This window comes from Sphingobacterium sp. GQ94 (genome assembly GCF_059758715.1).
Genome location: NZ_JCAXEC010000017.1, coordinates 49,044 through 72,551 on the forward strand (window position 1 = coordinate 49,044; position 23,508 = coordinate 72,551).

Sequence of the window (23,508 nt, forward strand, 5' to 3'; positions counted from 1 at the left end):
AACCAATTATTACACCTATCTTTGCACCGCCTTAGGCAATTGTGCCTATTGTATAATTTAATTCATGAACCCATTTTTAGAACTTGGGATCCGTCATGATATTGTTAATGCCATCACTGAGTTAGGTTTTGAAAAACCTTCTCCCATCCAGGAAAAAGCCATTCCTGTATTACTGACTGGTAACGACGATTTTGTCGGATTAGCCCAAACAGGCACAGGAAAGACAGCGGCATTTGGTCTTCCTCTACTAGAACAATTAGATTTCTCGATTAAACAACCACAAGCTTTGGTATTATGTCCAACGCGTGAACTTTGTTTGCAAATTGCGAGAGATTTAGAAAAGTATGCCAAATTTATTGATAATGTACATGTTGTTGCCGTTTACGGTGGCGCGAACATTGGGGATCAGTTACGTCAGATTCGCCGTGGAGTACAAATTGTAGTAGCAACTCCAGGTCGTATGCTGGATATTATTGGCCGAAAAGCGATTGACTTCTCTAACGTGAAATATGTCGTATTAGATGAGGCTGATGAAATGCTAAACATGGGATTTCAAGAGGACATTAATAATATCCTTTCAGAAACGCCAGATGAGAAAAAAACATGGTTGTTTTCAGCAACTATGCCTAAAGAAGTGCGCCGTATTGCACAAAAGTACATGACAGATCCAGTTGAATTAACTGTTGGTACTAAAAATACAGGAAATGAGAATATTGAACACCAATATTTTATGATCAAGGCTAAAGATAAATATGCTGCATTCAAACGCATCGTAGATTTTTACCCAGACATCTTTGGTATTGTGTTCTGTCGCACAAAAATTGAAACACAAGAAATTGCTGAATCTTTAATTAAAGACGGGTATAATGCTGACTCTTTACATGGAGATTTATCTCAACAACAACGTGATAAAGTAATGAAACGTTACCGTGAACGTAACTTACAATTACTTATCGCTACAGATGTTGCAGCTCGTGGTATTGATGTTAACGACGTAACTCACGTAATAAATTATTCCTTACCGGACGAGACCGAAAACTACACTCACCGTTCAGGACGTACTGCAAGAGCTGGTAAAACCGGAATTTCGATTTCTTTAGTGAATGTTAAAGAAATGAGTAAAATCCGTCATATCGAAAAAATTATTGGGAAACAGTTCGTACGCAAACAAGTTCCTCAAGGAACTGAAGTTTGTGAAAAACAATTGTTCTCAATCGTTGATAGCGTTCATAATGTAGAAGTACAAGAGGAACAAATTAATGCATTTTTACCTCAAATTCTCGAAAGTCTAAAAGACTTGAGTAAAGAAGACGTGATCAAACGTTTTGCTTCATTAGAATTTAACAGGTTCTTGAACTATTACAAAAATGCTCCGGATCTTAACATAGAAGCTCGTGAATCTTCGTTTAAAGATTCAGATAGAGAATCTTCTGGTCGTCGCACTAGTTCTAAAGGATATACCAGGTTATTTATAAACTTAGGTTCTGTAGATGAATTTAGTCGTGGAGATATGTTAGGTTTTATCTGTAACAAGAGTAAAATTTCTGGCAAATCAATAGGCAAAATAGACCTCAAAGGAGTTTTTACATTTTTCGAGGTACAAGACGAAGAAGTTCAAAAAGTATTCGAAGGCTTCAAAGAAGTTGATTTCAATGGCAGAGATGTCCGGATTGAAGTTTCTGGAGAAGGAAGATCTGACCGTGGTGGAGATAGAGGTCCTAAACGTCGCTATAGTGATAGAGGAGAAAGAAGTGGTGGGGACCGTAATGGTGGAGCAGGTCGTAGAGACCGTTCTTCTGGAGGTGGCTTCCGCGATTTCTCAGGAAAGCGTAGAGAATCTAAAAGCAGATACTAAAATCTTAATCCAATTTGGAAATATAACGAGCAGGAAAAATGTTTTCCCTGCTCGTTTTTTTGTGCCATAATGAAATAAACGTTGAAGTTAGGTTTTACTTTCAAGACTCAGTACCTGAAAATCAAAGAATAACTAGTCAATTTTCAAAGATGATTCTAAGGAGGATACCTTCAGATTCTTCTGATTAAAATTCTTCATTAAATCATACGTTTTTGGAATAATTAATTGAAACCGGTTTAGAGTCTCTTTAGAAATATTGCTCTTATTAAACGGCACTATTTTCACATATTCTTGAATCTCATTTACCAGTCTACCATATTTATATTCATAGGTAAACCTATTTCCCTGCTCTTCCAGTTCAACAGCTTGGTTATCTTTATTTGGGACTGAAATATAGAATTCAGAATTCATAAACATATCTCCCTTATCATTGAAAAGGCTTTCATTCTTCAATGCTTCATACAATTCATTTGCAACAAAAACTGATGGGTCAATGATGGCAACTTGTTCGTCAATCAAATGCCGATACTTTACTTGTCCATCCCCTCCCCTGTAAGCCCTTAACTCTGCTAAAACTTGGTTAATCTCCTTAATCAAAAAAGGGTAATGTGTGCAACCCAAAATTAAAGCCTTTAAGGGTTCTGAATTTTCGGTCTTCCGCATCTTCTCCAACAAACTAACTAGATGGTATCGCACGTAATTTTCGGATGAATTTAATTGCATTATCGTACAATCTTCTGAATTAATACTATCACATAGCATTTGATTTTTATCAAAATTAAAATTGTAAATATCCAAAAGCGTTCGATCAATTTCGAACTCGTCTTTTACTAGGGAAGGCCCCCGATAATTTTCTCGTGGTTTTTTTGCATTGGCATTTATAAAATCAGGTTCTTCATCTACAGCCTCAGCAATACCGTGTCCTGCTTGATTGAATATTTGAATATTACCTTTTAGACCTAATGTCTTTATTTGTTCATTTAGTGTTCTCTCGTAGCCTGATGAGGCAATAGTTCCTACGGTAGCAAACACGGCTATAGATCCATTCTCATTTTTATCAAACCCCATTAATGTACCTCTAGCTGCAGCGTTTATCACTCCGATAACTGGAATATTCAACTTTGTTCTTTCCAAAAAAGCAGACGCCTCCTTAAAACCATAAGCTGTCGCCGTGTTACAAGCGATCACAATAGCTTTAACTTGTTGTTTATCCGACTTAGGGGTGGCAGAAGATTGAGATGAATAATATTTATTGCTAAGCAAAAACTGAAAGTCTTTAATTATATGTTCTACTAATAAATCATCTTTAAAACTAGCATGATAATTTCCATAGGGCATATTTGCTTGGTCAGCAAGATATATAAAGTCCTCCTGATTAAAGTCTAATTCTCCATCAGATATCTTCTGATTCGTTTTGTTGTTGAATTGATCAAAATTCACCAATGCATCCAAAACAGTAAGCCCTCCAGTTCCTGAATCAAAAACTCCAATCGGTAACGATTTTAATGGTTTTTGATAATTCGAAAAATCTATATAAAAAAAGTTATTGGAATCTTTTAAGATACTATTTTCTATTTGTAATGGATTCTGAGCAAAGAGATTGACTATGCTACTTGATAGCAATATGAGACTTGCCAATCCTTTTAAAATTATACCCTGATTCATTTGGTTTTAAATTGATAGTTATAAAGATATCGCAATAATATGAATATCAAAATATAAAAATGCATAAACATGCGTTTATAATTTCGATGTATTATGCATATCCAATCAATTACATCAAATGAAAGGGCTTTTCATTGGAACCCAATTTACTTTTTATCGCGTTGGCGAATAGCCTCATATATTACAACGCCAGCAGATACAGAAACGTTTAAAGAGGCAATTTCACCAAACATTGGAATCTTTGCTAGCTTATCGGATATTCGAATTAAATCGTCTGATACGCCAACATCTTCAGCTCCCATAACAACACATGTCGGTAAGGTATAATCTACGTCATAAATCGAATCGGATGTTTTTTCAGTGCTAACAACTACTTGCACTCCAGAATCAATTAAAAACTTTGCAACCTTTGAGAGGGAGTCATGTCGACATACAGGAATTTTATACAAGGCGCCGGTGGAGGTCTTGATTGCATCTGGGTTAATTTCGGCAGATCCTTTTTTGGGAACAATGATCGCCTGAACTCCAGCACATTCAGCTGTACGAGCAATCGCACCCATATTACGCACATCGGTTACACCATCTAACATTAATAAAAGTGGGGTTTCTCCCTTTTCGTATATCAATGGCAACAAGTCCTCAATATTTTGATACACTATCGGCGAAATAACAGCGATGATTCCCTGATGATTTTTGCGGGTTATCCTATTCAGTTTTTCAATAGGGACTTGTTGGTAGGATATATCATATTCCTTAACGAATGCTTTAAATTCTGCAAAGAGTGCACCAGACAAACCACGTTGAACAAATAAAGATTCAATTTCTTTACCACTATCTATAGCTTCCATTACGGCACGGATACCAAATACCATTTGATTAGACTCCCTTTTATCTGTCCTATCGTTACGCTGAAATTGTTGCATTTATTTTCCTTTATATTAATGAATAACCAAAATCAAAATTTTGATTGCTACAAAGGTAGAAAAGAAAATGATTAGCTCAGCCCTAAATCAAAGGTTTTTCTCAATTCATCTAACATCGGATTCTTATTCACCATAGCTTGATATTTTTCTTGAGCGGTATAGGGTTTTCGTTCTTTGGAACTTTCTACCATAACACTTTGCATATCCAATGAAAAATTCCGAAGTTCTACCCGAAGGTAGTTTAATATGTCAATTTTCCCTAGCTTAAGTTGCTCCAATTGTACCGCATTTTCAACTTCAATCCTTATTTTAGTACCTTGCAAGACAGGAAGGTTTGAAGTCATAATCGTATATAAAGTAATCCTATTTTCTTTTTTCAGAATTTCAGCAAAGGTATTCCACTTATTAATAAACGCGTTTTGTGTTACCTCATAGAATTCAGTTCCGTCAACTAAGTCAATTTCTTCGGATTCCTGAACATTCTTTTGCTCAAAAATTGTATTCAGATTTGGTATTGCAGTTGTTGGTTTAAATTTACCCCACGCTTTCCCAGATGAATTATTCTGCACAGGATCTTTTTCGCTCTTAAGCGATGCATGCGACAATATTGAACCGACAACAGAACCAGAAGTTTCATTTATTTGATGATTTTCTGGTGCCTCTATAAAAGAATTCTTCAACGATAGACCTGCTTCTGAAGTATCCTTTTCTTTAGTTATGATTGTGTCTTTTTGACTTATTATTGATTCAGGAAGTTTTTTTTTTAGTTCAGCTTGTGCTAAAGAACCTTGATCTGCAAATTGTATTGCACTTGAGATATGGCACATTTTAAGCAGCGCCAGCTCAACCTGCAATCGCTGATTCTTACTTGTCCTATAATTTACTTCGCAATGATTAGCAATATTTAATGCAGATAGCAACAAGCCGCTTGACAAAAGTTGGGATTGTTCTAAATAACGTTTTTTTACATTCTCACTAACCTCTAACAGTTTTAGGGTTGTAGAGTCCTTAGTGACTAATAAATTACGAACATGACTCGATAATCCTGCAATAAAATGTCCTCCATCAAAACCTTTATTTAAGATTTGATCGAAAATAACCAAACTATTCGCTGCATCTTGTTTCGAAATAGCCTCCAACAGCTGGAAATAATAATCGTAATCCAAAATATTCAGATTATCGATTACAGCTTTATACGTTAAATTTTTATTAGAAAAACTAACAATCTGATCAAACATTGATAAGGCATCGCGTAATCCACCATCAGCTTTCTGAGCGATCACGTGTAAACCATCCATTTCAAAGGCCACCCCCTCTTGGTTGGCAATTGAAAGCAAATGGTTTGCCATATCTTCTACTTTTATTCTGTTGAAATCGAAGATCTGACAGCGAGATAAAATGGTTGGAAGAATTTTATGTTTTTCAGTTGTGGCAAGGATAAATATTGCATAAGATGGTGGTTCTTCCAGTGTTTTCAAAAATGCATTGAATGCCTGTTGAGATAACATATGCACCTCATCTATAATATAGATTTTATATTTTCCAGTTTGAGGAGGAATTCGGACTTGATCGATCAATGAACGAATATCATCAACAGAATTATTTGATGCAGCATCTAGTTCATGTATACTAAATGAATTTCCATTTTGAAACGACATACAGCTACTGCAGGTGCCACATGCTTCAGATCCATCCGTAATTTGTTCACAATTTATCGTTTTCGCAAGGATACGTGCACAGGTTGTTTTACCAACACCACGTGGCCCACAAAACAGGAATGCTTGTGCTAACTGATTATTGTGAATCGCGTTTTTTAAGGTGCTCGTAATGTGTTGCTGTCCCACCACCGAATCAAATTTGACCGGGCGGTATTTTCGAGCAGAAACAATAAAATTATCCATGTACGAAGATAAGCAATTTATAATTTTTCACAACTTCAATATTATTCAAATTATGGAAACAAATAAGTCATTCAAAGATAATAGCACAACTTCATTTATAACCTACAATACAGATGCTATGGGACTAATAAAAATTTAAGGAAGAAGGTACTGTATCTGATATCATTTTAGCTTGAAGATATCAAATCAATTTTTTTATGATTCCCAGTCAAATAAAAACGGCAATTTTCAAATAGAAAATTGCCGTTTTTATTTAATCCTTATTCTTTAGAGAAACACATTCAAAGTAAATTTTCTATGAATCTTGATTTTTGCTTATAACTCAGTCCCCATTTTGGATATTCATGAAACAAGAGTATCGAAAAGAGAACCAATTAAGCTTGCTTCGGCTCTAAATAGACTAATCTCCAGAGCACCGAACCCAGAATTGCACCTATAACAGGAGCCACTATAAATAACCATAATTGCGATAGCGCTTGACCGCCTGCTAATATAGCTGGGCCCAAACTTCTTGCTGGATTAACAGAAGTCCCAGTTATTGGGATCGCTACAATATGAATTAAAACTAAGGTAAGACCTATTGCTAATCCGGCCATTGTACTGTTGCCAATTTTCGATGTGGTTGCTAAAATCACAAATAGAAATAATGCGGTTAAAACCGTCTCAGTAATAAAGGCTGTTACCATTCCGTATTCATTCTGATAGCCATCACCCCAACCGTTTGACCCATATGCCCATTCTCCTGGGGTAAACCCATTAATTTGTCCGCCCAAGATTGTTTTTAACACAAAGGCTCCTATAATTGCTCCCAAAACTTGAGCAATAATATAAGCGACAGCATCTTTAACTGAAATTTTTCCGGAAACCATTACTCCTATAGTAACCGCTGGGTTGATATGACAGCCAGATACACCTCCGATAGCATAAGCAAAAACGACTACAGATAGTCCAAATGCTAAGGAGATACCTAATAATCCTAAGCCAGAGGTTCCAACAAGCGTGTCACCTCCAGCCACTGCAGCTGCACCGCAGCCAAATAGTACCAAACCGAAAGTTCCAATCAGTTCAGCAATAAACTTTGATGAGATTTTTGTATCCATAATTTAGATTTTTCTACAAGTTAAAAAAATTCTGCGATATACTTTATAAAAATATTCTCGCTTAATCGATTGATCTAAAATCAATTAATTAAAAATGGATCAGAAATTCTAATTAACATGAATAATAATAATTTGATCTAAAAGATTTGTGAAAAATTTTTAGATCAACTTCTACGAAGAAATTTATTAAATCAGAAGGGTCCTTAATAAATTTTTAGATATAAAAATCTTCCTTTATCGTTTGTCGATAAGGTCTTTTTATTTTCAAATTATATTCTATCAATCGCTTGTAGAATAGTTTAACGATTTGCGGAAGGTTAATCTTCCGTTCGAGCTTTTGCGCTAGCCAACATACGCAATACTTCATCTACGGTTGTACGCGCTGCTTCAACCATTTTTATTGGCCCCGGATAATCGGTGTCTAACACTACTGTTTTAGATTTTTCCTTATAATTGAACGTTAGTTTGTATCGCGGTACTTTGGCGCCTTCTTCCCTATCCGTTAGTTGAGTTGTCATATCATCATTTACATTCCAAAACCCTAACTCCTGAGCCTTTCTATGTAGATATAACAAATCATCTTTTCTAAGTTTCAATGTATCTTTAACCACTTTGCCATCTTTTGTTAAGTATTGATAATGACTCGTTTTTGAATCATACTGATTAAGCATCGAATCAGGAAATCCATATGCGAATTCAATGGATTCAAAATCGGTAAAACGAAATGGGGCATTTTTTACCATTGCTGAGTAATAATACACGCAATAGATAAGAAAAGGAACGACAATACAAATGGCTAAAAAAATTCGTTTAGTTCTATCTGACATAATAATTGAAATATCTACAAAAATAGACAATTGTCATCTTTTATCCAGCCTTTATTTAAGATTTAGATTTTAGGGGTACCGCAACTTTCTAAATATTTCGCGTACCAAGCATCACTTAGACTCGAAATGATTACGCCCTTTCGTGTGGAAACATGTGCAAATTTTCCATTATGGAGATAAATACCTACATGGTCGATGTTTCTGCCGGAGAAAGAAAAGAAAACCAAATCGCCTTCTTTGAGTTGCACATTCTTCTTTTTCTTAATGGTTTGCGCCATGTCCCTAGAAGATCTTGGCAAATCCTTACCATAGATTTTGCTATAAAGCATGCCTATAAATCCTGAGCAGTCTACTCCTTTCTTATCTAGTCCCCCCATCCGGTGGGGAGTCCCCATCCATTCATCAATGAAATAATACAAATCTAAATTATTAAATTCATTAGCATCCACCCCAAGGAGTTTCGCGTAATTTTGGATTTTATTGGGTCCATATTCAACCCTCCTTGAATCACTTGCATCAGAATTTGGAAATGTATTGGAATTGATCGTCTCGTTGTTGCGCGATAACTGAGTGGATTTCTTTTGCACTCCGCAAGAACTTATGAAAATAATTACCAACAAAGAATACAGTGTATTTATTCTAGATCTCATTCTTGTAAAGATAGATAAGCCAATAATATTTGCCATATCCTTTTTTCCACAAATGTTATTTCTTTTTAAAAAGAGGGAAATATTCAATGATTATTAATCATTCGAATAATCTTTTAATGGTCATGATCGTAATTTTATAGCACATACTAATCCAAAATTCCGTTATTTTGCATAATGGAAAAATCGAAAGGGGCTATTGCAGTTCTTATTGGTGCAATTAGTTTTGGGATCCTTTCTACATTCGTTAAAAAAGCCTATGGACAAGGTTTTAATTTAGCTGAGGTTACTGGAATTCAAACCTTTTTAGGAGCTTTAATCCTTTGGCTTTTATGGCTGATATTACGAGGAAAAACAGACAAAAAAAAATACCCTTCAAAAAGTTCAAAATGGAGAATTCTAGTTGCCGGAATTAGTACTGGTGCGGTAAGTCTTTTGTACTATAAAAGTGTTGCTTTACTACCCGCCTCACTTGCCATTGTACTGCTAATGCAGTACATTTGGATCGGACAACTTGTTGAACTTATCTTTTTTAAAGCCAAAGCTAATTTAAGTCAAATAGTTATCATCATCTGCGTTTTGGTGGGTACTCTACTAGCAACAGGTTTACTAGAGGAACCCATAGAATCTTTTTCCCTTGAAGGCATCATTTATGGAATTCTCTCAGCAACTGCGTACTCTGTATTTATCATCGTAAATGGGCGGATTGGGAATGATTATCCACCAATGCATAAAAGTGCTTTAATGATTACAGGCGCCTTTTTATTCATTCTGTTTATCCTTCATCCCTTCTCTCTTCTGTCTCTTAAGATTTTCATTGGTATTTTTCCATATGGTATATTACTCTCTATGTTCGGAACAGTAATACCTCCATTATTATTCGCCTATGGTATGCCAAAGACAGGTTACTCACTAGGATCTGTGCTAGGATCTATTGAATTACCTGTAGCAATATTTATGTCAAGCTTGGTTTTAGACGAGTCTGTTTCATGGCTTAAATGGAGTGGGGTTATTTTTATATTAATAACAATTTATTGGAAGAATAAATTAAAAACAAAAAGCTAAATTTTAAGCTTTTTACATTATACTTGCATATTTACAGGATCATCTAATCCATTTATTAACTGATATTTAATAGATAAAATTTAAATTAGCTGTTATGGAGAATTATCTTTACCTCGTATTAATCACTTTAGCTGTTTTAGCAATAATAGATTTAATGGTTGGCGTGAGTAATGACGCGGTAAACTTTTTAAATTCTGCCATTGGTTCCAAGGCGCTTCCCTTCAAAAGTATAATGATTATTGCCAGTTTAGGAATCCTTTTCGGGTCCATATTTTCAAGTGGTATGATGGAAATTGCTAGAAGTGGAATTTATGTCCCCAGCAAATTTTCATTTGAAGATGTTATGGCCATTTTTTTAGCAGTCATGATTACTGATATTATATTATTAGATATTTTTAATTATTTTGGATTACCAACTTCAACCACCGTCTCAATTGTATTCGAACTATTGGGTGCAGCTATTAGTCTAGCTATTTTCAAAATAGCATCTACCGATGGTAATTGGGCCTCTTTAAGCTCTTACATCAACACAGAGAAAGCTTCTGAAATTGTCTATAGCATCCTACTATCTGTAATTATTTCCTTTACAATTGGTATGATTGTTCAATATATTTCTAGAGTTCTTTTCACCTTTCAGTTTCAAAGGAAACTAAAAAACATTGGGGTAATTTTCGGAGGCGTTGCCATGTCAGCCATTTCATACTTTATCCTAATCAAAGGCCTAAAGGGAGTATCTTTTATTAGTTCCAACGTAAAAGATTGGGTTGATGCCCACGAATTTTTAATTCTTGCAGGAAGTTTTGTCCTGTTTACTTTTATCAGTTTTATGATCAATATTTTAGGATATAATATCCTTAAGGTCATCATCGGTATTGGTACTTTCGCATTAGCACTCTCATTCGCAGGTAACGATTTGGTTAATTTTATAGGTGTACCAGTTGCTGCCGCTCAGTCCATTGAAATTTTTAAAAATTCTCCATTAGCGAACCCTAATACTTTCACCATGGGTGCATTAGCATCGAACAATATCGTAGCACCTTTATGGATTTTACTTTCTGCTGGTATAGTTATGGTTATCACTTTATGGACTTCTAAGAAAGCAAAAACAGTGATTGAAACCGAAATGAGCCTTTCGAGCCAAAGTAATGGGAATGAAAAATTTAAATCAAATTTAGTTTCTAGAAGAGTTGTACGGAGTTTTATTAAAGTTGGTTCTGTTCTTTCTTATATTATGCCAAGAACTTTACAGGCTAGGATTGATAAGAAGTTTGAAAATCCTTTAATAAGTGCTAATCAAAGTTCAAAAAACTCTAAGGATGAGCCAATGTTTGATATGATAAGAGCATCTGTTAACCTAATGGTTGCCAGTAGTCTTATTGCCTTAGGCACCTCAATGAAACTACCTTTATCAACAACCTACGTCACCTTTATGGTTGCTATGGGAACGGCCTTTGCAGATCGCTCTTGGGGAAGAGAAAGTGCCGTGTACCGCGTCTCCGGTGTTTTTCATGTAATTGGAGGCTGGTTTATAACTGCTGGATCGGCCTTTGCAGGAGCTTTTATCTTTGCTTATTTCCTAAAAGTTGGCGGTGTTGTTACTTTTGTAATTTCTCTGATTGTATTGGCTCTTTTATTATATAGAAATGCAAAAAGTCATGATAAAAAAATAAAGGCCCAAGCTTTACAACAACTTAATTTGGAAAAAGGAGACATTATAAGTTTACAACAAGTTATTGAAACCAGCGCCAATCAAATAAACGAAACCTTTTCCAAAACAAATGTCTTTTATAAAGATGCTATCGATGCCTTAATTAAAGAGGATTTGGATTCCTTATTGGTGAATAAAAAATTGGTCAAAAAAATGCAAAATGATTTGAATTCGACTAATAATTCAATGTATGACTATATCCGAAACCTGGATGACACCTCGGTTAAAGGAAGTCGATATTATATCATTTCTTTAGGTTATCTGCAGGATATGGTAGAGAATGTTGCCGTAATTAATTCGAATGCATTATCGCATGTAGATAATAATCATAAACATTTGCGTATCAGTCAGGCTAAAGATCTAAAATATGTAGTGGAAAGAATCGGAACTTGGTTTTCTAAGATTCACAACACTTACAAAAGGTTAGACTTCGCAAAAATTGATGAAATCATAAAGGAACGCGAAGATATACAAGAATACATCAATAATTTGCTGGATAAACAAATTGATCGAATCCGGACATCTGAAAATAGCCCTAAGAATAGTAGGTTATATTTTTCAATACTCTTGGAAACAAACGAACTAATTAGTTCCACCTATAAGCTCCTTAGATTACACAAAGAATTCGATAGTTTCAGACGAAGGAATAAATAAACTGCTACAATAGCTCTAGCTTCAAAGTTTATTGGAACTTTTGAGAAGTATCTTTTGTATCTCTTATAATTCTAATTATCTTTTATAAGTTTGTGGCAAATCGTATATATTTTTAATGCTGAATAAGTTCAGGAATTTCCTGAATATCGACATCTCCATTTTCGGAAATACTTAGAAATTTTACCGAAACCATTTCGTTCACTAGTAGTGGATCGTATAGTGTGCGGACTTTTACATAGTTTTTAGAAAAACCATGCATGAAACCATCCTTTAGATCCCCCTCAAATAATACCTGGTCAATTTTGCCGATTTGACTTTCATAAAATGCTCTACGTTTTTTATCTGATAAAATGTGCAACATTTTGCTTCGATCACTTCGTTGCGCTCCAGGGACCGCCCCTTCCATTTGAGAGGCTATAGTATTCTCTCTCTCGGAGTATGTAAAAACGTGGAGATAAGAAATATCCAGGTCATTTAAATAATTATAGGTGTCGATAAAATCCTCACGGGTTTCTCCAGGAAAACCAACAATGACATCAACACCAATGCAGCAATCTGGCATGAGTGATTTAATTTTAGCAACTCGTTCGCCATATAACTCACGTTTATAGCGTCGTCTCATTTGCGCTAATATTTTATTGCTACCTGATTGTAGTGGCATATGAAAATGAGGGACAAATCGCTTTGATTGCGCGACAAACTCAATAATTTCATTGGTTAATAGATTAGGTTCAATACTTGAAATACGCATTCGATCAATTCCCTCTACTTCATCCAAGTTCTTTAATAAATCTATAAATTTATCTTGACGTACGCCATCTCGAATTCCATAGTCACCAATATTAACACCTGTCAATACAATTTCCTTGACTCCAGTCCCTGCTATTTCTTTCGCCTGATTTACAATATCTGCTATGCTCCCCGAACGGCTAGCACCGCGAGCTAATGGAATGGTACAAAAGGTACAAGAATAATCACAACCATCTTGAACTTTAAGAAAAGTACGCGTCCGATCTCCAAATGAAAAGGCAGAAATAAACTGATTAGTTTCTTGGATTGGGGTATTATGTACCACAGCCTTTTTATTTTTTGTTAAATCGTCAATATGTTCCAAGATATTGAATTTCTCTGCAGCTCCTAGCACCATGTCAACACCAGGTATTTCTGAAATTTCTTTTGGTTTCAGCTGAGCATAACATCCGACAATAGTGATGTATGCATTTGGAGAATACTTTAGGGCTTCCTTAACAACTTTTCTGCATTTTCGGTCAGCATGATCTGTTACCGAACAGGTATTTATTACATAAATATCTGCCTCGCTATTGAAGGGGGTTGTTTGGTACCCAGCATCCTTAAAAATACGACCAATTGAAGAAGTTTCTGAAAAATTCAGCTTACAACCCAATGTATAGAAAGCAACTTTTTTTTCCATGATATTTTGCAAAAATACATAAAAACCAGGAAATAATCCGAAGAAGAGAAATTGTGTGATTCTAATGATTTAAAAAAAATAGGTATCTTCGTGAAAAATATATAAATCATACTATGAAACAGTATTTGGATCTACTTAGCCACGTTTATACCAATGGTCTTGAAAAATCAGATAGAACTGGAACAGGAACAAAAAGTGTATTCGGATACCAAATGCGGTATAATTTAAAAGAGGGTTTTCCATTAGTTACAACAAAAAAGCTTCATCTTCGATCTATAATACATGAATTGATTTGGTTTTTAAAAGGCGAAACAAACATCCAATATCTTAAGGAAAATGGGGTGAGAATTTGGGATGAATGGGCTGATGAAAATGGTGATTTGGGTCCTGTTTACGGTTCCCAATGGCGCTCTTGGCCTACTGCTTCCGGACATCATATTGACCAAATTAGCCAGGTGATTAAACAGCTTAAAACTAATCCTGATTCTCGAAGAATTATTGTTTCGGCTTGGAATGTTGCCGAAATTGAAAATATGGCTTTACCTCCATGTCATGCATTCTTTCAATTCTATGTCGCACCCGCACAACCAGACAAAGGTCTTTTAAAACCACAACTTTCCTGTCAACTGTATCAACGAAGTGCTGATATTTTCTTGGGTGTTCCTTTTAATATTGCATCTTATGCTTTATTAACCATGATGGTTGCACAGGTTTGCGATATGGAAATTGGAGATTTTATTCATACATTAGGTGATGCCCATATTTATAGCAATCACTTTGAACAAGCTCAGATGCAACTTTCTCGTGAGCCTAAAGCACTTCCTCAGATGAAAATTAATCCATTGGTAAAGGATTTATTCGAATTCAAATTTGAAGACTTTGAATTAGTAAATTACGATCATCATCCACATATTAAAGCAAAAGTTGCTGTTTAAATTAATTACAAATATTTTAAATGAAAACTAAAGTTACCTTGATTGTAGCTGTAGCACTAAACAATGCTATTGGTAAGGATAATCAAATGCCTTGGCATTTACCTAATGACTTTAAATATTTTAAAGACCAAACTATGGGACATTCTATAGTAATGGGGCGCAAAACATTTTTATCAATTGGAAAGGCTCTACCGGGCAGAAGAAATATCGTTATAAGCCGCAAAATGGATTTTCAAGCTGACGATGTAGACGTTGCGAACAGTATTCCTGAAGTTTTGACTTACTGTCGTGATGAAAAAGAAATTTTCATTATTGGAGGAGGTGACATATTTAAACAATCTATAGATTTAGCGAGCAGGATTCTTTTAACAAAAGTTTATACGAACATTATTGATGCTGATTCATTTTTTCCAAATTTACCAAAAGAAGATTGGGAATTAATCAGTTCAGATGCTCATAAAAAAGATGAAAATCATAAGTTTGATTATACTTTTGAAGTTTATACACGTAAATAAAAGGAAGAGTTTTACAATCCCTTTCTTACACTAAAATATTTGGTTTCATCTAAATGAATAATCATGGATGATTTCTGCTAAACACTTTACTTAACCGTGGTATTCTGGCAAATTTTATGAAAAAAAGCAAATTACATTTCCAACTTTCATTCATTGAACCTCAGGCACACTATGTGGAGGTTAGCTTAATTATTTTCGGTTTTGATGGTGATTTTTTGGATCTAAGAATGCCCGTTTGGACCCCCGGTTCCTATCTCATCAGGGAGTATTCTAAAAATATTGAATCAGTTAGCGCTAAAACAAAGTCCAACCAATCGCTCAAAATTTTCAAAACCAATAAAAATACCTGGCAATTAGAAAACAGCTTGGAGGAAATTACAGTTTCCTACCGCGTTTATAGTTTTGAAAAGTCAGTTAGAACAAATTTTATTGACCAAAGCCATGCTTTTATTAGTCCTGCGGGTACATTCTTCTTTCTCGATGGAGAATTGAACCATCCCGTTTCAGTTGAGGTGACTTTGCCAGAGTTCTGGTCAAAAATATCCACCGGATTAAGCGTTGAGAACAACAATGACAAACTTTTTTTTGCTGAGAACTTTGATATATTATTTGATTCACCAATTGAAATCGGCAATCAGGATACCTGGGTATTTCAGGCAGCAGGCATACCGCATGAATTTGCCATGGTGGGAATAGCAGATTACGATAAAGAAAGGTTAACTCAAGATATTACAAAAATAATTGAAGTTGAAACTCAATTATGGGGCTCTAATCCAAATAGTAATTATGTTTTCATCACTCATAATTATCAGAATGCCCATGGTGGTTTAGAACACTTAAATTCTACGGTTCTCTCCGCCTCGCGTCTATTGTATTCAAATCCTCAAGGTTATTTAAACTACTTGACATTAGTCGCTCATGAATATTTTCATTTATGGAATGTCAAAAGATTAAGACCCGCTGGCTTAGGACCCTTCAATTATAATCAGGAAAATTACACTAGTCTACTTTGGATTTTTGAAGGTTTCACTTCTTATTATGATAATTTGATTATACGAAGATGCGGCTTTAGAAATGAAACTGAATATTTAAATGAATTGGTTTCAGAATTCAATATTGTGTTAAATCGTGCGGGGCATCTCATTCAATCAGTAGGACTTTCAAGTTTTGATACTTGGATAAAACAATATCGTCCCGATGAGAACTCTCCCAATGTGAGTATTTCATATTACAACAAAGGAGCTATGTTAGCTTGCATGATGGATATTTGGATCATCACCTCATCTAATGGAAAAATGCGTCTAGATGACGTGATAAGAGCCGCTTACAAGCACTTTTTCCTTACACTGAACAAAGGCATTACTGAATCTGAATTCCAGCAATTAGCAGAATCTATAACTGGTATATCTCTACAGAAAATATTTGATGCCGTTTATTCGACGGAGGACTTAGATTATAATGCCTTTTTTAACCTGGTTGGATATCAATTTATTGATCATAATAAAAACACGCAAACTGCCAGTCTGGGAATTAAAGTATCACATCAAGAAGGAAGAACAATTATCAAACAAATTGAAAGAAATTCTGCGGCCTGGGTTGATGGTTTAAATGTTGATGATGAGTTATTGGCTATAAATGGAAATCGAATTGATCCTCAAGGAAGGGAAATGGAACAAATTATTCAATGCAATAACATAGGTGATCGAGTAGATATTTTAATTGCCAGAGATGGGTTGATTAGCCAAATTACTGTGACCTTAAAGGCAAGTGACAAAGTCTCTTATAGCATTGAAAGAAATCCAAATTCTACTGAATCTGAAAGAAAGTTAGGAGATATTTGGTTATCCCTTTAATACATTGGTATTGAAAAAAATAGATTCTAATTTAACCTTTAGAATCTATTTTTTTTTTCAAGTTTTTAAAAAGTATACCTTACAGACAATCCCAAACCATCTACAATTCTAAACCCGCTTTCTTGTAAAAAGTCAAAATATGGTTTGGCATCTAAGGAGACAGCAAGTGGTGCTGATGGAATTTTATACTCTATACCAACCACACCATCCACACTTAAGGCAAGTTCTGAGTATTTGTCATATCTATTACCACTTCCATCGGTGAATGCTTTTCCAGTATAGGATCCTACACTACCACCAAAACCCCAATACCATGAAAAATCATCCATAAGTGGCATATGGTGTTGATATAATCCAACTAACCGAAATCGGCTATATTCGGAATTGCTTTGAATACTTAAGATACCTTCCAAAGCTGTTGCGGGTGACATTGTGTACCTATAAGTTACACCTGTTGCAGAGCCAAAGCGAGCACCAATTGCGTGTTGAGAAGTTAATTGAGCGTTGACTAGATTAGTTGAAGCTAAAAATGTAATTGCAAAAAGTAAGGTAAGTTTTAAAATTTTATTCATGGATATTTATTATTTTCTTATGTGCCAAATGTACTATTAATTTCTAAACGTTTAAAACGAACTTCAGGTATAAATAAAGACAAAATTTATTCTGCAAGCATAGTTTTCATCCAAAAAATGATATATTAGTATAACCCAATATAAGCATACCATATTTAATTATTTCAAAGACGGGAGGAGCCACTTATGAGTAAAATTATTAGATTATATGATTTAATTACAAATTATCAATCAAAATTCAACCAAGAAATTATGGTTGCGGGTCGTGATCAGGGTGGGTGGAAAACCTTCTCAACATCAGATTTTATCGCCATAGTGGATAATCTTAGTAAAGGATTATTGGCAAAAGGTTTAAAAAAAGGTGATCGAGTTGCAATCATGTCTGGAAATCGTCCAGAATGGAACTTCATTGATTTTGCATGTAACCAATTAGGTATAGCAACAGTACCATTATACCCTACCCTCTCTATGCAAGACCTAGTTTATATTATTGATGACGCTGAGGTAAAAATGTTATTCGTAAGCAATGAAGATCTTTCAGTCAGAACAGATGATGCATTAAAAAAAAACCAGCTTGACATTCCATCTTATACCTTTGATATACTTAAAAATAGGGCCAATTATTCTGAAATAGTTAATTTAGGTGAAAATCAACAAATAGATTTAAACACGCATCGTGAATCTGTTCGAGGCGACGATTTATTAACTCTAATCTATACTTCAGGAACAACTGGAAAACCAAAAGGCGTATTTCTATCTCATACAAATATCATCAGCAATTTTGAAGCATGCAATCATTTAATAACCCAAGAATATAAAAAGGCTCTTAGCTTTTTACCTCTTTGTCATATTTTTGAACGAATGGTAGTCTATATGTATTTTTCTAAAGGAATCCAGATATACTATGCAGAGAATCTTGATAACATTGTAGCAGATATTAATGAAGTCAAACCTGATTTGTTTACAACAGTACCTAGAGTACTAGAAAAGGTTTACGACAAAGTGGTTGAAAAAGGTAAAAATCTAACTGGTATTAAGAAAACATTATTCTTTTGGGCTCTGAATTTGGGTTTGAGATATCAAGAACCAAGAAAAAATTCTAGTTTATATAACTTTCAGTTAAAAATAGCTAGAAAACTTATTTTCTCTAAATGGAAAGATGCCTTAGGCGGAGAAATTAAACTAATAGTATCAGGTGGAGCTGCACTTCAAGAACGTTTAGCACGAGTATTCTGGGCCGCTGATATTAAAGTGTTAGAAGGTTATGGTTTAACAGAAACCTCCCCTGTAATCGCTGTTAACTCCTGGAAACCAGAGGATGTGAAATTCGGAACCGTAGGTCGAGTATTGAAAAATTTAGATGTTAAAATCGCTCAAGATGGTGAAATTTTAGTTAAGGGACCAAGTGTTTCTCGTGGTTATTATAAAAATGAACAGGCGACAAAAGAGGCATTCACGGAAGATGGTTACTTAAAAACTGGTGACATTGGTGAATTAACATCAGATGGTTTTTTACGCATAACAGATCGAAAGAAAGAAATGTTTAAAACCGCAGGAGGCAAATACGTAGCCCCACAAGTGTTAGAAAATAAACTTATGGAATCGACTTTTATTGCTCAAGTTATGGTTCTAGGCGAAAATCAAAAATTTCCATCTGCTCTTATTGTCCCAGCTTTTGAGGAACTTGAAAAATGGGCCAAATTCAAAGGAATTTCCTACAAAGAGAGAGCAGATCTTATTAGTCAAGCTGATATATTAAGCAAATATGAGCAAATACTGGCACAATCTATGGCTAATTATGGACATTGGGAACAAGTAAAAAAGTTCAAATTACTAGCCAAAGAATGGACTATTGATGGCGGAGAATTAACTCCAAAACTCAGCTTAAAGCGTAAAGTGATTTTGCAAAGAAATGAAGATATTATAAAATCAATCTATACTGAATAGGGATATATGTTACAAACAATTTGCTCAAAAATAAAAGAATTCTGGAAATTATTGATGAATGCTGGTCTGGCGTTTACGGAAGATAACTGTATGAAACTGAGTGCGTCATTAGCCTATTACACCGTATTTTCAATTGGACCTCTTTTATTAATATTAACGTGGGCCCTCGGCTTCTTTTATGGGAGTGCTTTGGATGGAAGCGAGGGTGCACGCGAACAAATTATTGAGGAATTAAATGAACTTTTTGGTAAAGAAATCGCTTCCTTGATGGAATCCACAGTACATAATTTATCGCTAGACAGCAAATCTAACATTGGAATTATAGTCGGCTCTGCTACCTTGATATTTACCTCCACAACCATCTTTGTAGATATTCAAAACTCCATAAATACCATATGGAAAGTAAAACCAAAACCGAGGAAAGGTTGGATTAAAATAATCATCAACAGACTCATTTCCTTTTCTATGATTTTAGGTCTTGTTTTTTTATTAATGGCCTCCTTAATTATAAGTAGTTTGATAGGTATCATGACTGATTATGTCAATCAATTTATGGTCCATTGGGATATTGGATTAATTGATTGGATTAATACATTGATTACTTTTTTGGTCATAACGGTACTTTTCGGAACAATATATGCCTTTCTCCCAGATGCAAGAGTTCGATTTAAAGATATTCTAGGTGGCGCATTATTTACCGCACTTCTATTTATGCTGGGGAAATATGGAATTTCATTATATCTATCTCAAAACATCACGGCAACTTCTTATGGAGCTGCAGGATCAATAATTATCCTGTTGGCATGGGTTTATTATTCCTCAGCTATTCTTTACTTTGGTGCAGAATTCACCAAAGAATATGCTTTAAAATATGGAAAAGGAATACAACCAGCATCTTTCGCTGTTTTAATTAAACAAACAGAGTTGGAGATTGACCCTGAGACTGGCATCAGGGAGGTGGTAAAAAAACATAACGAACCAATTAAATAAGAGTCTAGTCATAACCTTTAAACGATAAACTCCCACTAGATTGGATAGATCCAACATAGTGGGAGTTGTTTGATGTACATTAAAATTAAGATTAATAAATAATCATGCTCGTCAAAGAGCTCTTTTAATTAAATCAATTAGACCTGGCTTAATTTACATTATAGTAATAAATTTGTCTACCTACATTACCTTGAACATCATTACCTTCAACAATCACTTTATATTTCCCGGCACCATCTGCATTAAAATACTCTAAATTCACCTCTCCTTTTCCTTCAACTTTTACGTCGGGATTCCAATATATTGTTGTTCTATAATCATTGACATTTTTACTCTGTGGTGTATCATATTTTGGCATATAAAACTTTCGTTCCTTTACATATCCCAAAGGGAAAAGGTCTATCACATTAGACTTTGGTAGCATGGCTTCAATTTGAGCAAGTGTCATTCGGGGTTGTTTTTTCTCTTTCTTGGTAATTATAGAGACAACTCCGTCATTCTGGTAAATGTTCTTTACAGTACCCAAATCATCTCGCATAAAAATTTCTATAGCTTCAATTTCTGAAACCTGTATTGCATTTATAGATGGTTCATCAATTGGCATTCCATTTAAGAAAAACTGTACAGGTACTCGACTTCCTTGATTGTAATTACGAGTAATATAATATTTCTGAGTATTTACATCAAAAGTGATTCCAGTAAGCATCGTGTTCAAACACATGCTCAATACATTACAGCCAGCCAATCGACTACCATCTACACGATGTTCAGGCATAGATAGACCAGACAATGCAGAGAAATCCTTGCTAGATTGCTTTTTTTCAGCAGTCGCTGTTACCACAACTTCTTCAATCCTATTGGATGTTCGAAATTCCTTTTTAGAATTTTCTAAATAAGCTGCCAAATTTTGATCAATATTATATGTTGCTGCTGCTGCATATGGGTTATCTCGATCAATCTCTGGAAAGTAAGTTTGATCCATATTAATCACCAAGTTTCGGAAATTATCGTTTCCTCGTGCATTTACGGTTGCTTTTAGAGAATCAGGGAAGATTAAATTTTCAAATGCAAAACGCCCTTGATTATCCGTGTACACATCCTTTTTAATTGCCGCACCTGGGATGGTTAACAATAATCCGCCGTTAGCTTGAACTCTGCCAGTATTTTGACGTAAAATACCTGAGATTGTTATTCCTTGCTCAGGCATAAATTTAACCTGAGGTAACTTCCCTTGTGTTAAATCTTTGTAATCAAACCGACGAAAGCCTTGGGTTAATAAGAGTGCGTCAAGAGCTTCAAGTCTATTTTGATTTTCTAAATTAAAATAATAATTAGGTTTTTCTACAAAACCTTTTAAATCAGAGGTAAGCAATATACTACTTACTATTCCTTTATCAATATCATCATGATATGGCACCTTGCTTTCATCAATTACTGAAACAGAGAAATTAGAAGGCAAGCTATCTACATGGGTATTTAGATTTAACTTCATTTTGACCAAATCCTTTCTTCCGTAATCCACTTTTTCAGTAGTGATATTAATATCTATTAATTTTTGAGGTTGTACATAAACCAACCTTTCAGATATAGGTTGTCCATCGGGAGTTAATAATGTCAATTGCATGATCCCATTTGGAAGATCTTTGATTGGAACACGAACAGAAACATCGGCGCTTTTGATTGAAACTTGTGCCGCATAAATGAGATGTCCATTCAATTGACCAAATACATAAAATGGTTTGTTTAATACTGTTTTTAAGTATTGCTCATTGGTCACAAGGCCAACACTCAGAAACTCGGCCTCAGGGATACCTGTTATCAAGTTAATTTTATTATCAACCACATTGGGAAGATTAAATGTTTTCTGTTCCTTATTTTCAAAGGTCACAATTGCTTGATAAATCTCTCCTGATACTGGAGAGAAAGAGAAAGTACCCATACCAAGCCCCATATCTTCAAATGCAACAACCTCCTTCTTTTTGCTGTCAATAATCGTTCCTTTAATCCGAAGACCTTTTCCATTAGAATTTACGGCTTTAAAAGCTACTTTTTTTGTGATTCCAGAGATTAAATCTCCTCCCTCAGGAAAGAATTGCACATCCGCGTCCCAGATTGCATTTGCTAAAGGAAATTTGGCGACCAAAGATTCACCGTCCTCAAGTTTTATCACCAACCTGCCATTCTTAAATTTTTCTTTTTCTTTTAATGAAAGGCTAATGGATACTTTCCCCATTTCATCCGTTTCCGACCTACCCTTATCAAAAGGATCCCATCCATCATTAGCTTCCCAATCAATCTTTTTATTGGCTAAGACTTGACCATCTGAACCTCTAAACTGTAAGCTAGCTATTGTTTTATTACCATCCGGTTGAAACTCAATACTAGTACCTATTTTTTTATTTATGGCATCTCCTATAGTTACTATTTTATTAAAAAAATAACCCAGATCAAAGTTCATCATCCATTTAGTATAAGCTCTAAACCGATAATTATCTTGTGACCAATATTGGGGGTCTAAAACTAACTGACCGTTACCACCTCCTTGATTCATTGGAATTCTCATGGTTTGCATCAGTGAATCCTTACTGTTTAAGACATCCACATACACCACTTTACTCGGTTCATAATTAAATAAATTTGTATTTAAGTAAGTTTTAAACCAAAGAGTATCTCCTACAGCATAATATGGTTTATCAAAATGCATATGAACTTTCTCTACTGGATAAACTGAAAAGTATTTTTGAACGTTTTCTACAGCTGTATTAATTGGAATTGCAGGTTTTTCTTGGGCTTTCCCATTTTGAGATAGGGTTAAAAGAACTATAAAAGCGAAAAGTATATTGTTAATTTTATTCATCAATTTTCAATTTTCAAAAGCTAAATATATTGAATATTTAGTGAATAAAGGTAGAAGATAAC

At 34.7% G+C, this 23,508-nt stretch carries 17 protein-coding genes; 8 read left to right on the plus strand and 9 right to left on the minus strand.

Annotated elements, in window-relative coordinates; genetic code table 11:
* The first annotated feature begins 64 nt into the window (after nucleotides 1-64).
* Nucleotides 65-1,855, plus strand: coding sequence for a DEAD/DEAH box helicase (locus AC6CHH_RS14005; protein WP_498283927.1), 1,791 nt, complete (start codon nucleotides 65-67; stop codon nucleotides 1,853-1,855).
* A gap of 132 nt (nucleotides 1,856-1,987) precedes the next feature.
* Here the strand turns inward: AC6CHH_RS14005 and AC6CHH_RS14010 are convergent, their stop codons facing one another.
* From AC6CHH_RS14010 to AC6CHH_RS14035, 6 genes are all read right to left on the minus strand, one after another.
* The gene (locus AC6CHH_RS14010) at nucleotides 1,988-3,520 is read right to left on the minus strand and encodes a glutamate racemase (protein ID WP_498283929.1); all 1,533 of its coding nucleotides are present in this window, start codon (nucleotides 3,518-3,520) and stop codon (nucleotides 1,988-1,990) included.
* 146 nt (nucleotides 3,521-3,666) lie between these two features.
* Entirely contained in the window at nucleotides 3,667-4,443 is a 777-nt protein-coding gene (gene rlmB, locus AC6CHH_RS14015; protein WP_498283931.1) for a 23S rRNA (guanosine(2251)-2'-O)-methyltransferase RlmB, read from the minus strand.
* 71 nt (nucleotides 4,444-4,514) lie between these two features.
* Nucleotides 4,515-6,344, minus strand: a complete 1,830-nt coding sequence (locus tag AC6CHH_RS14020; RefSeq protein ID WP_498283933.1) for a DNA polymerase III subunit gamma/tau — start codon at nucleotides 6,342-6,344, stop codon at nucleotides 4,515-4,517.
* Between the two features lie 374 nt (nucleotides 6,345-6,718).
* Complete coding sequence (locus tag AC6CHH_RS14025) at nucleotides 6,719-7,444, minus strand: MIP family channel protein (RefSeq protein ID WP_498283935.1); 726 nt, start codon at nucleotides 7,442-7,444, stop codon at nucleotides 6,719-6,721.
* A gap of 317 nt (nucleotides 7,445-7,761) precedes the next feature.
* Complete coding sequence (locus AC6CHH_RS14030) at nucleotides 7,762-8,271, minus strand: hypothetical protein (protein ID WP_498283937.1); 510 nt, start codon at nucleotides 8,269-8,271, stop codon at nucleotides 7,762-7,764.
* 62 nt (nucleotides 8,272-8,333) lie between these two features.
* Nucleotides 8,334-8,957 carry a C40 family peptidase gene (locus AC6CHH_RS14035; RefSeq protein ID WP_498283939.1) on the minus strand — a complete coding sequence of 208 codons (624 nt, stop codon included), beginning with the start codon at nucleotides 8,955-8,957 and terminating at the stop codon, nucleotides 8,334-8,336.
* Between the two features lie 138 nt (nucleotides 8,958-9,095).
* Between AC6CHH_RS14035 and AC6CHH_RS14040 the strand changes: the two genes are divergently transcribed.
* Both AC6CHH_RS14040 and AC6CHH_RS14045 read left to right on the plus strand, forming a co-directional pair.
* Nucleotides 9,096-9,983: an EamA family transporter gene (locus AC6CHH_RS14040; protein ID WP_498283941.1), complete on the plus strand. Its 888-nt coding sequence runs from the start codon at nucleotides 9,096-9,098 to the stop codon at nucleotides 9,981-9,983.
* Nucleotides 9,984-10,077: 94 nt separating this feature from the next.
* Nucleotides 10,078-12,345, plus strand: a complete 2,268-nt coding sequence (locus tag AC6CHH_RS14045; protein ID WP_498283943.1) for an inorganic phosphate transporter — start codon at nucleotides 10,078-10,080, stop codon at nucleotides 12,343-12,345.
* A gap of 112 nt (nucleotides 12,346-12,457) precedes the next feature.
* On the opposite strand, the gene mtaB is transcribed toward AC6CHH_RS14045, so the two are convergent.
* Nucleotides 12,458-13,777 carry a tRNA (N(6)-L-threonylcarbamoyladenosine(37)-C(2))-methylthiotransferase MtaB gene (gene mtaB, locus AC6CHH_RS14050; RefSeq protein WP_498283945.1) on the minus strand — a complete coding sequence of 440 codons (1,320 nt, stop codon included), beginning with the start codon at nucleotides 13,775-13,777 and terminating at the stop codon, nucleotides 12,458-12,460.
* Between the two features lie 113 nt (nucleotides 13,778-13,890).
* Here mtaB and AC6CHH_RS14055 point away from each other — a divergent pair, with 113 nt between their 5' ends.
* The 3 genes from AC6CHH_RS14055 (at nucleotide 13,891) to AC6CHH_RS14065 (ending at nucleotide 17,080) form a co-directional block, all read left to right on the plus strand.
* The gene (locus AC6CHH_RS14055; protein ID WP_498283947.1) at nucleotides 13,891-14,712 is read left to right on the plus strand and encodes a thymidylate synthase; all 822 of its coding nucleotides are present in this window, start codon (nucleotides 13,891-13,893) and stop codon (nucleotides 14,710-14,712) included.
* Between the two features lie 20 nt (nucleotides 14,713-14,732).
* A complete protein-coding gene (locus AC6CHH_RS14060) occupies nucleotides 14,733-15,227 on the plus strand; it encodes a dihydrofolate reductase (protein WP_498283949.1) in 495 nt (164 codons plus the stop codon).
* Between the two features lie 116 nt (nucleotides 15,228-15,343).
* Nucleotides 15,344-17,080, plus strand: coding sequence for a M61 family metallopeptidase (locus AC6CHH_RS14065; RefSeq protein WP_498283951.1), 1,737 nt, complete (start codon nucleotides 15,344-15,346; stop codon nucleotides 17,078-17,080).
* 65 nt (nucleotides 17,081-17,145) lie between these two features.
* Here the strand turns inward: AC6CHH_RS14065 and AC6CHH_RS14070 are convergent, their stop codons facing one another.
* A complete protein-coding gene (locus AC6CHH_RS14070) occupies nucleotides 17,146-17,652 on the minus strand; it encodes a hypothetical protein (protein WP_498283953.1) in 507 nt (168 codons plus the stop codon).
* A 186-nt stretch (nucleotides 17,653-17,838) separates the two neighbouring features.
* Here AC6CHH_RS14070 and AC6CHH_RS14075 point away from each other — a divergent pair, with 186 nt between their 5' ends.
* Nucleotides 17,839-19,599: an AMP-dependent synthetase/ligase gene (locus AC6CHH_RS14075; RefSeq protein WP_498283955.1), complete on the plus strand. Its 1,761-nt coding sequence runs from the start codon at nucleotides 17,839-17,841 to the stop codon at nucleotides 19,597-19,599.
* 6 nt (nucleotides 19,600-19,605) lie between these two features.
* Nucleotides 19,606-20,589 carry a YihY/virulence factor BrkB family protein gene (locus AC6CHH_RS14080; protein WP_498283957.1) on the plus strand — a complete coding sequence of 328 codons (984 nt, stop codon included), beginning with the start codon at nucleotides 19,606-19,608 and terminating at the stop codon, nucleotides 20,587-20,589.
* Between the two features lie 148 nt (nucleotides 20,590-20,737).
* On the opposite strand, the gene AC6CHH_RS14085 is transcribed toward AC6CHH_RS14080, so the two are convergent.
* Nucleotides 20,738-23,446, minus strand: a complete 2,709-nt coding sequence (locus AC6CHH_RS14085; protein WP_498283959.1) for a carboxypeptidase-like regulatory domain-containing protein — start codon at nucleotides 23,444-23,446, stop codon at nucleotides 20,738-20,740.
* Between the last annotated feature and the right edge of the window lie 62 nt (nucleotides 23,447-23,508).

Excerpts from the sequence above, each read along its gene's own strand:
- mtaB (WP_498283945.1), bottom strand. The coding sequence starts at position 13,777 with ATGGAAAAAAAAGTTGCTTTCTATACATTGGGTTGTAAGCTGAATTTT.
- AC6CHH_RS14055 (WP_498283947.1), top strand. The coding sequence starts at position 13,891 with ATGAAACAGTATTTGGATCTACTTAGCCACGTTTATACCAATGGTCTT.
- AC6CHH_RS14005 (WP_498283927.1), top strand. The coding sequence starts at position 65 with ATGAACCCATTTTTAGAACTTGGGATCCGTCATGATATTGTTAATGCC.
- rlmB (WP_498283931.1), bottom strand. The coding sequence starts at position 4,443 with ATGCAACAATTTCAGCGTAACGATAGGACAGATAAAAGGGAGTCTAAT.
- AC6CHH_RS14070 (WP_498283953.1), bottom strand. The coding sequence starts at position 17,652 with ATGAATAAAATTTTAAAACTTACCTTACTTTTTGCAATTACATTTTTA.
- AC6CHH_RS14025 (WP_498283935.1), bottom strand. The coding sequence starts at position 7,444 with ATGGATACAAAAATCTCATCAAAGTTTATTGCTGAACTGATTGGAACT.
- AC6CHH_RS14065 (WP_498283951.1), top strand. The coding sequence starts at position 15,344 with ATGAAAAAAAGCAAATTACATTTCCAACTTTCATTCATTGAACCTCAG.
- AC6CHH_RS14075 (WP_498283955.1), top strand. The coding sequence starts at position 17,839 with ATGAGTAAAATTATTAGATTATATGATTTAATTACAAATTATCAATCA.
- AC6CHH_RS14085 (WP_498283959.1), bottom strand. The coding sequence starts at position 23,446 with ATGAATAAAATTAACAATATACTTTTCGCTTTTATAGTTCTTTTAACC.
- AC6CHH_RS14080 (WP_498283957.1), top strand. The coding sequence starts at position 19,606 with ATGTTACAAACAATTTGCTCAAAAATAAAAGAATTCTGGAAATTATTG.
- AC6CHH_RS14030 (WP_498283937.1), bottom strand. The coding sequence starts at position 8,271 with ATGTCAGATAGAACTAAACGAATTTTTTTAGCCATTTGTATTGTCGTT.
- AC6CHH_RS14035 (WP_498283939.1), bottom strand. The coding sequence starts at position 8,957 with ATGGCAAATATTATTGGCTTATCTATCTTTACAAGAATGAGATCTAGA.
- AC6CHH_RS14040 (WP_498283941.1), top strand. The coding sequence starts at position 9,096 with ATGGAAAAATCGAAAGGGGCTATTGCAGTTCTTATTGGTGCAATTAGT.
- AC6CHH_RS14020 (WP_498283933.1), bottom strand. The coding sequence starts at position 6,344 with ATGGATAATTTTATTGTTTCTGCTCGAAAATACCGCCCGGTCAAATTT.
- AC6CHH_RS14045 (WP_498283943.1), top strand. The coding sequence starts at position 10,078 with ATGGAGAATTATCTTTACCTCGTATTAATCACTTTAGCTGTTTTAGCA.
- AC6CHH_RS14010 (WP_498283929.1), bottom strand. The coding sequence starts at position 3,520 with ATGAATCAGGGTATAATTTTAAAAGGATTGGCAAGTCTCATATTGCTA.
- AC6CHH_RS14060 (WP_498283949.1), top strand. The coding sequence starts at position 14,733 with ATGAAAACTAAAGTTACCTTGATTGTAGCTGTAGCACTAAACAATGCT.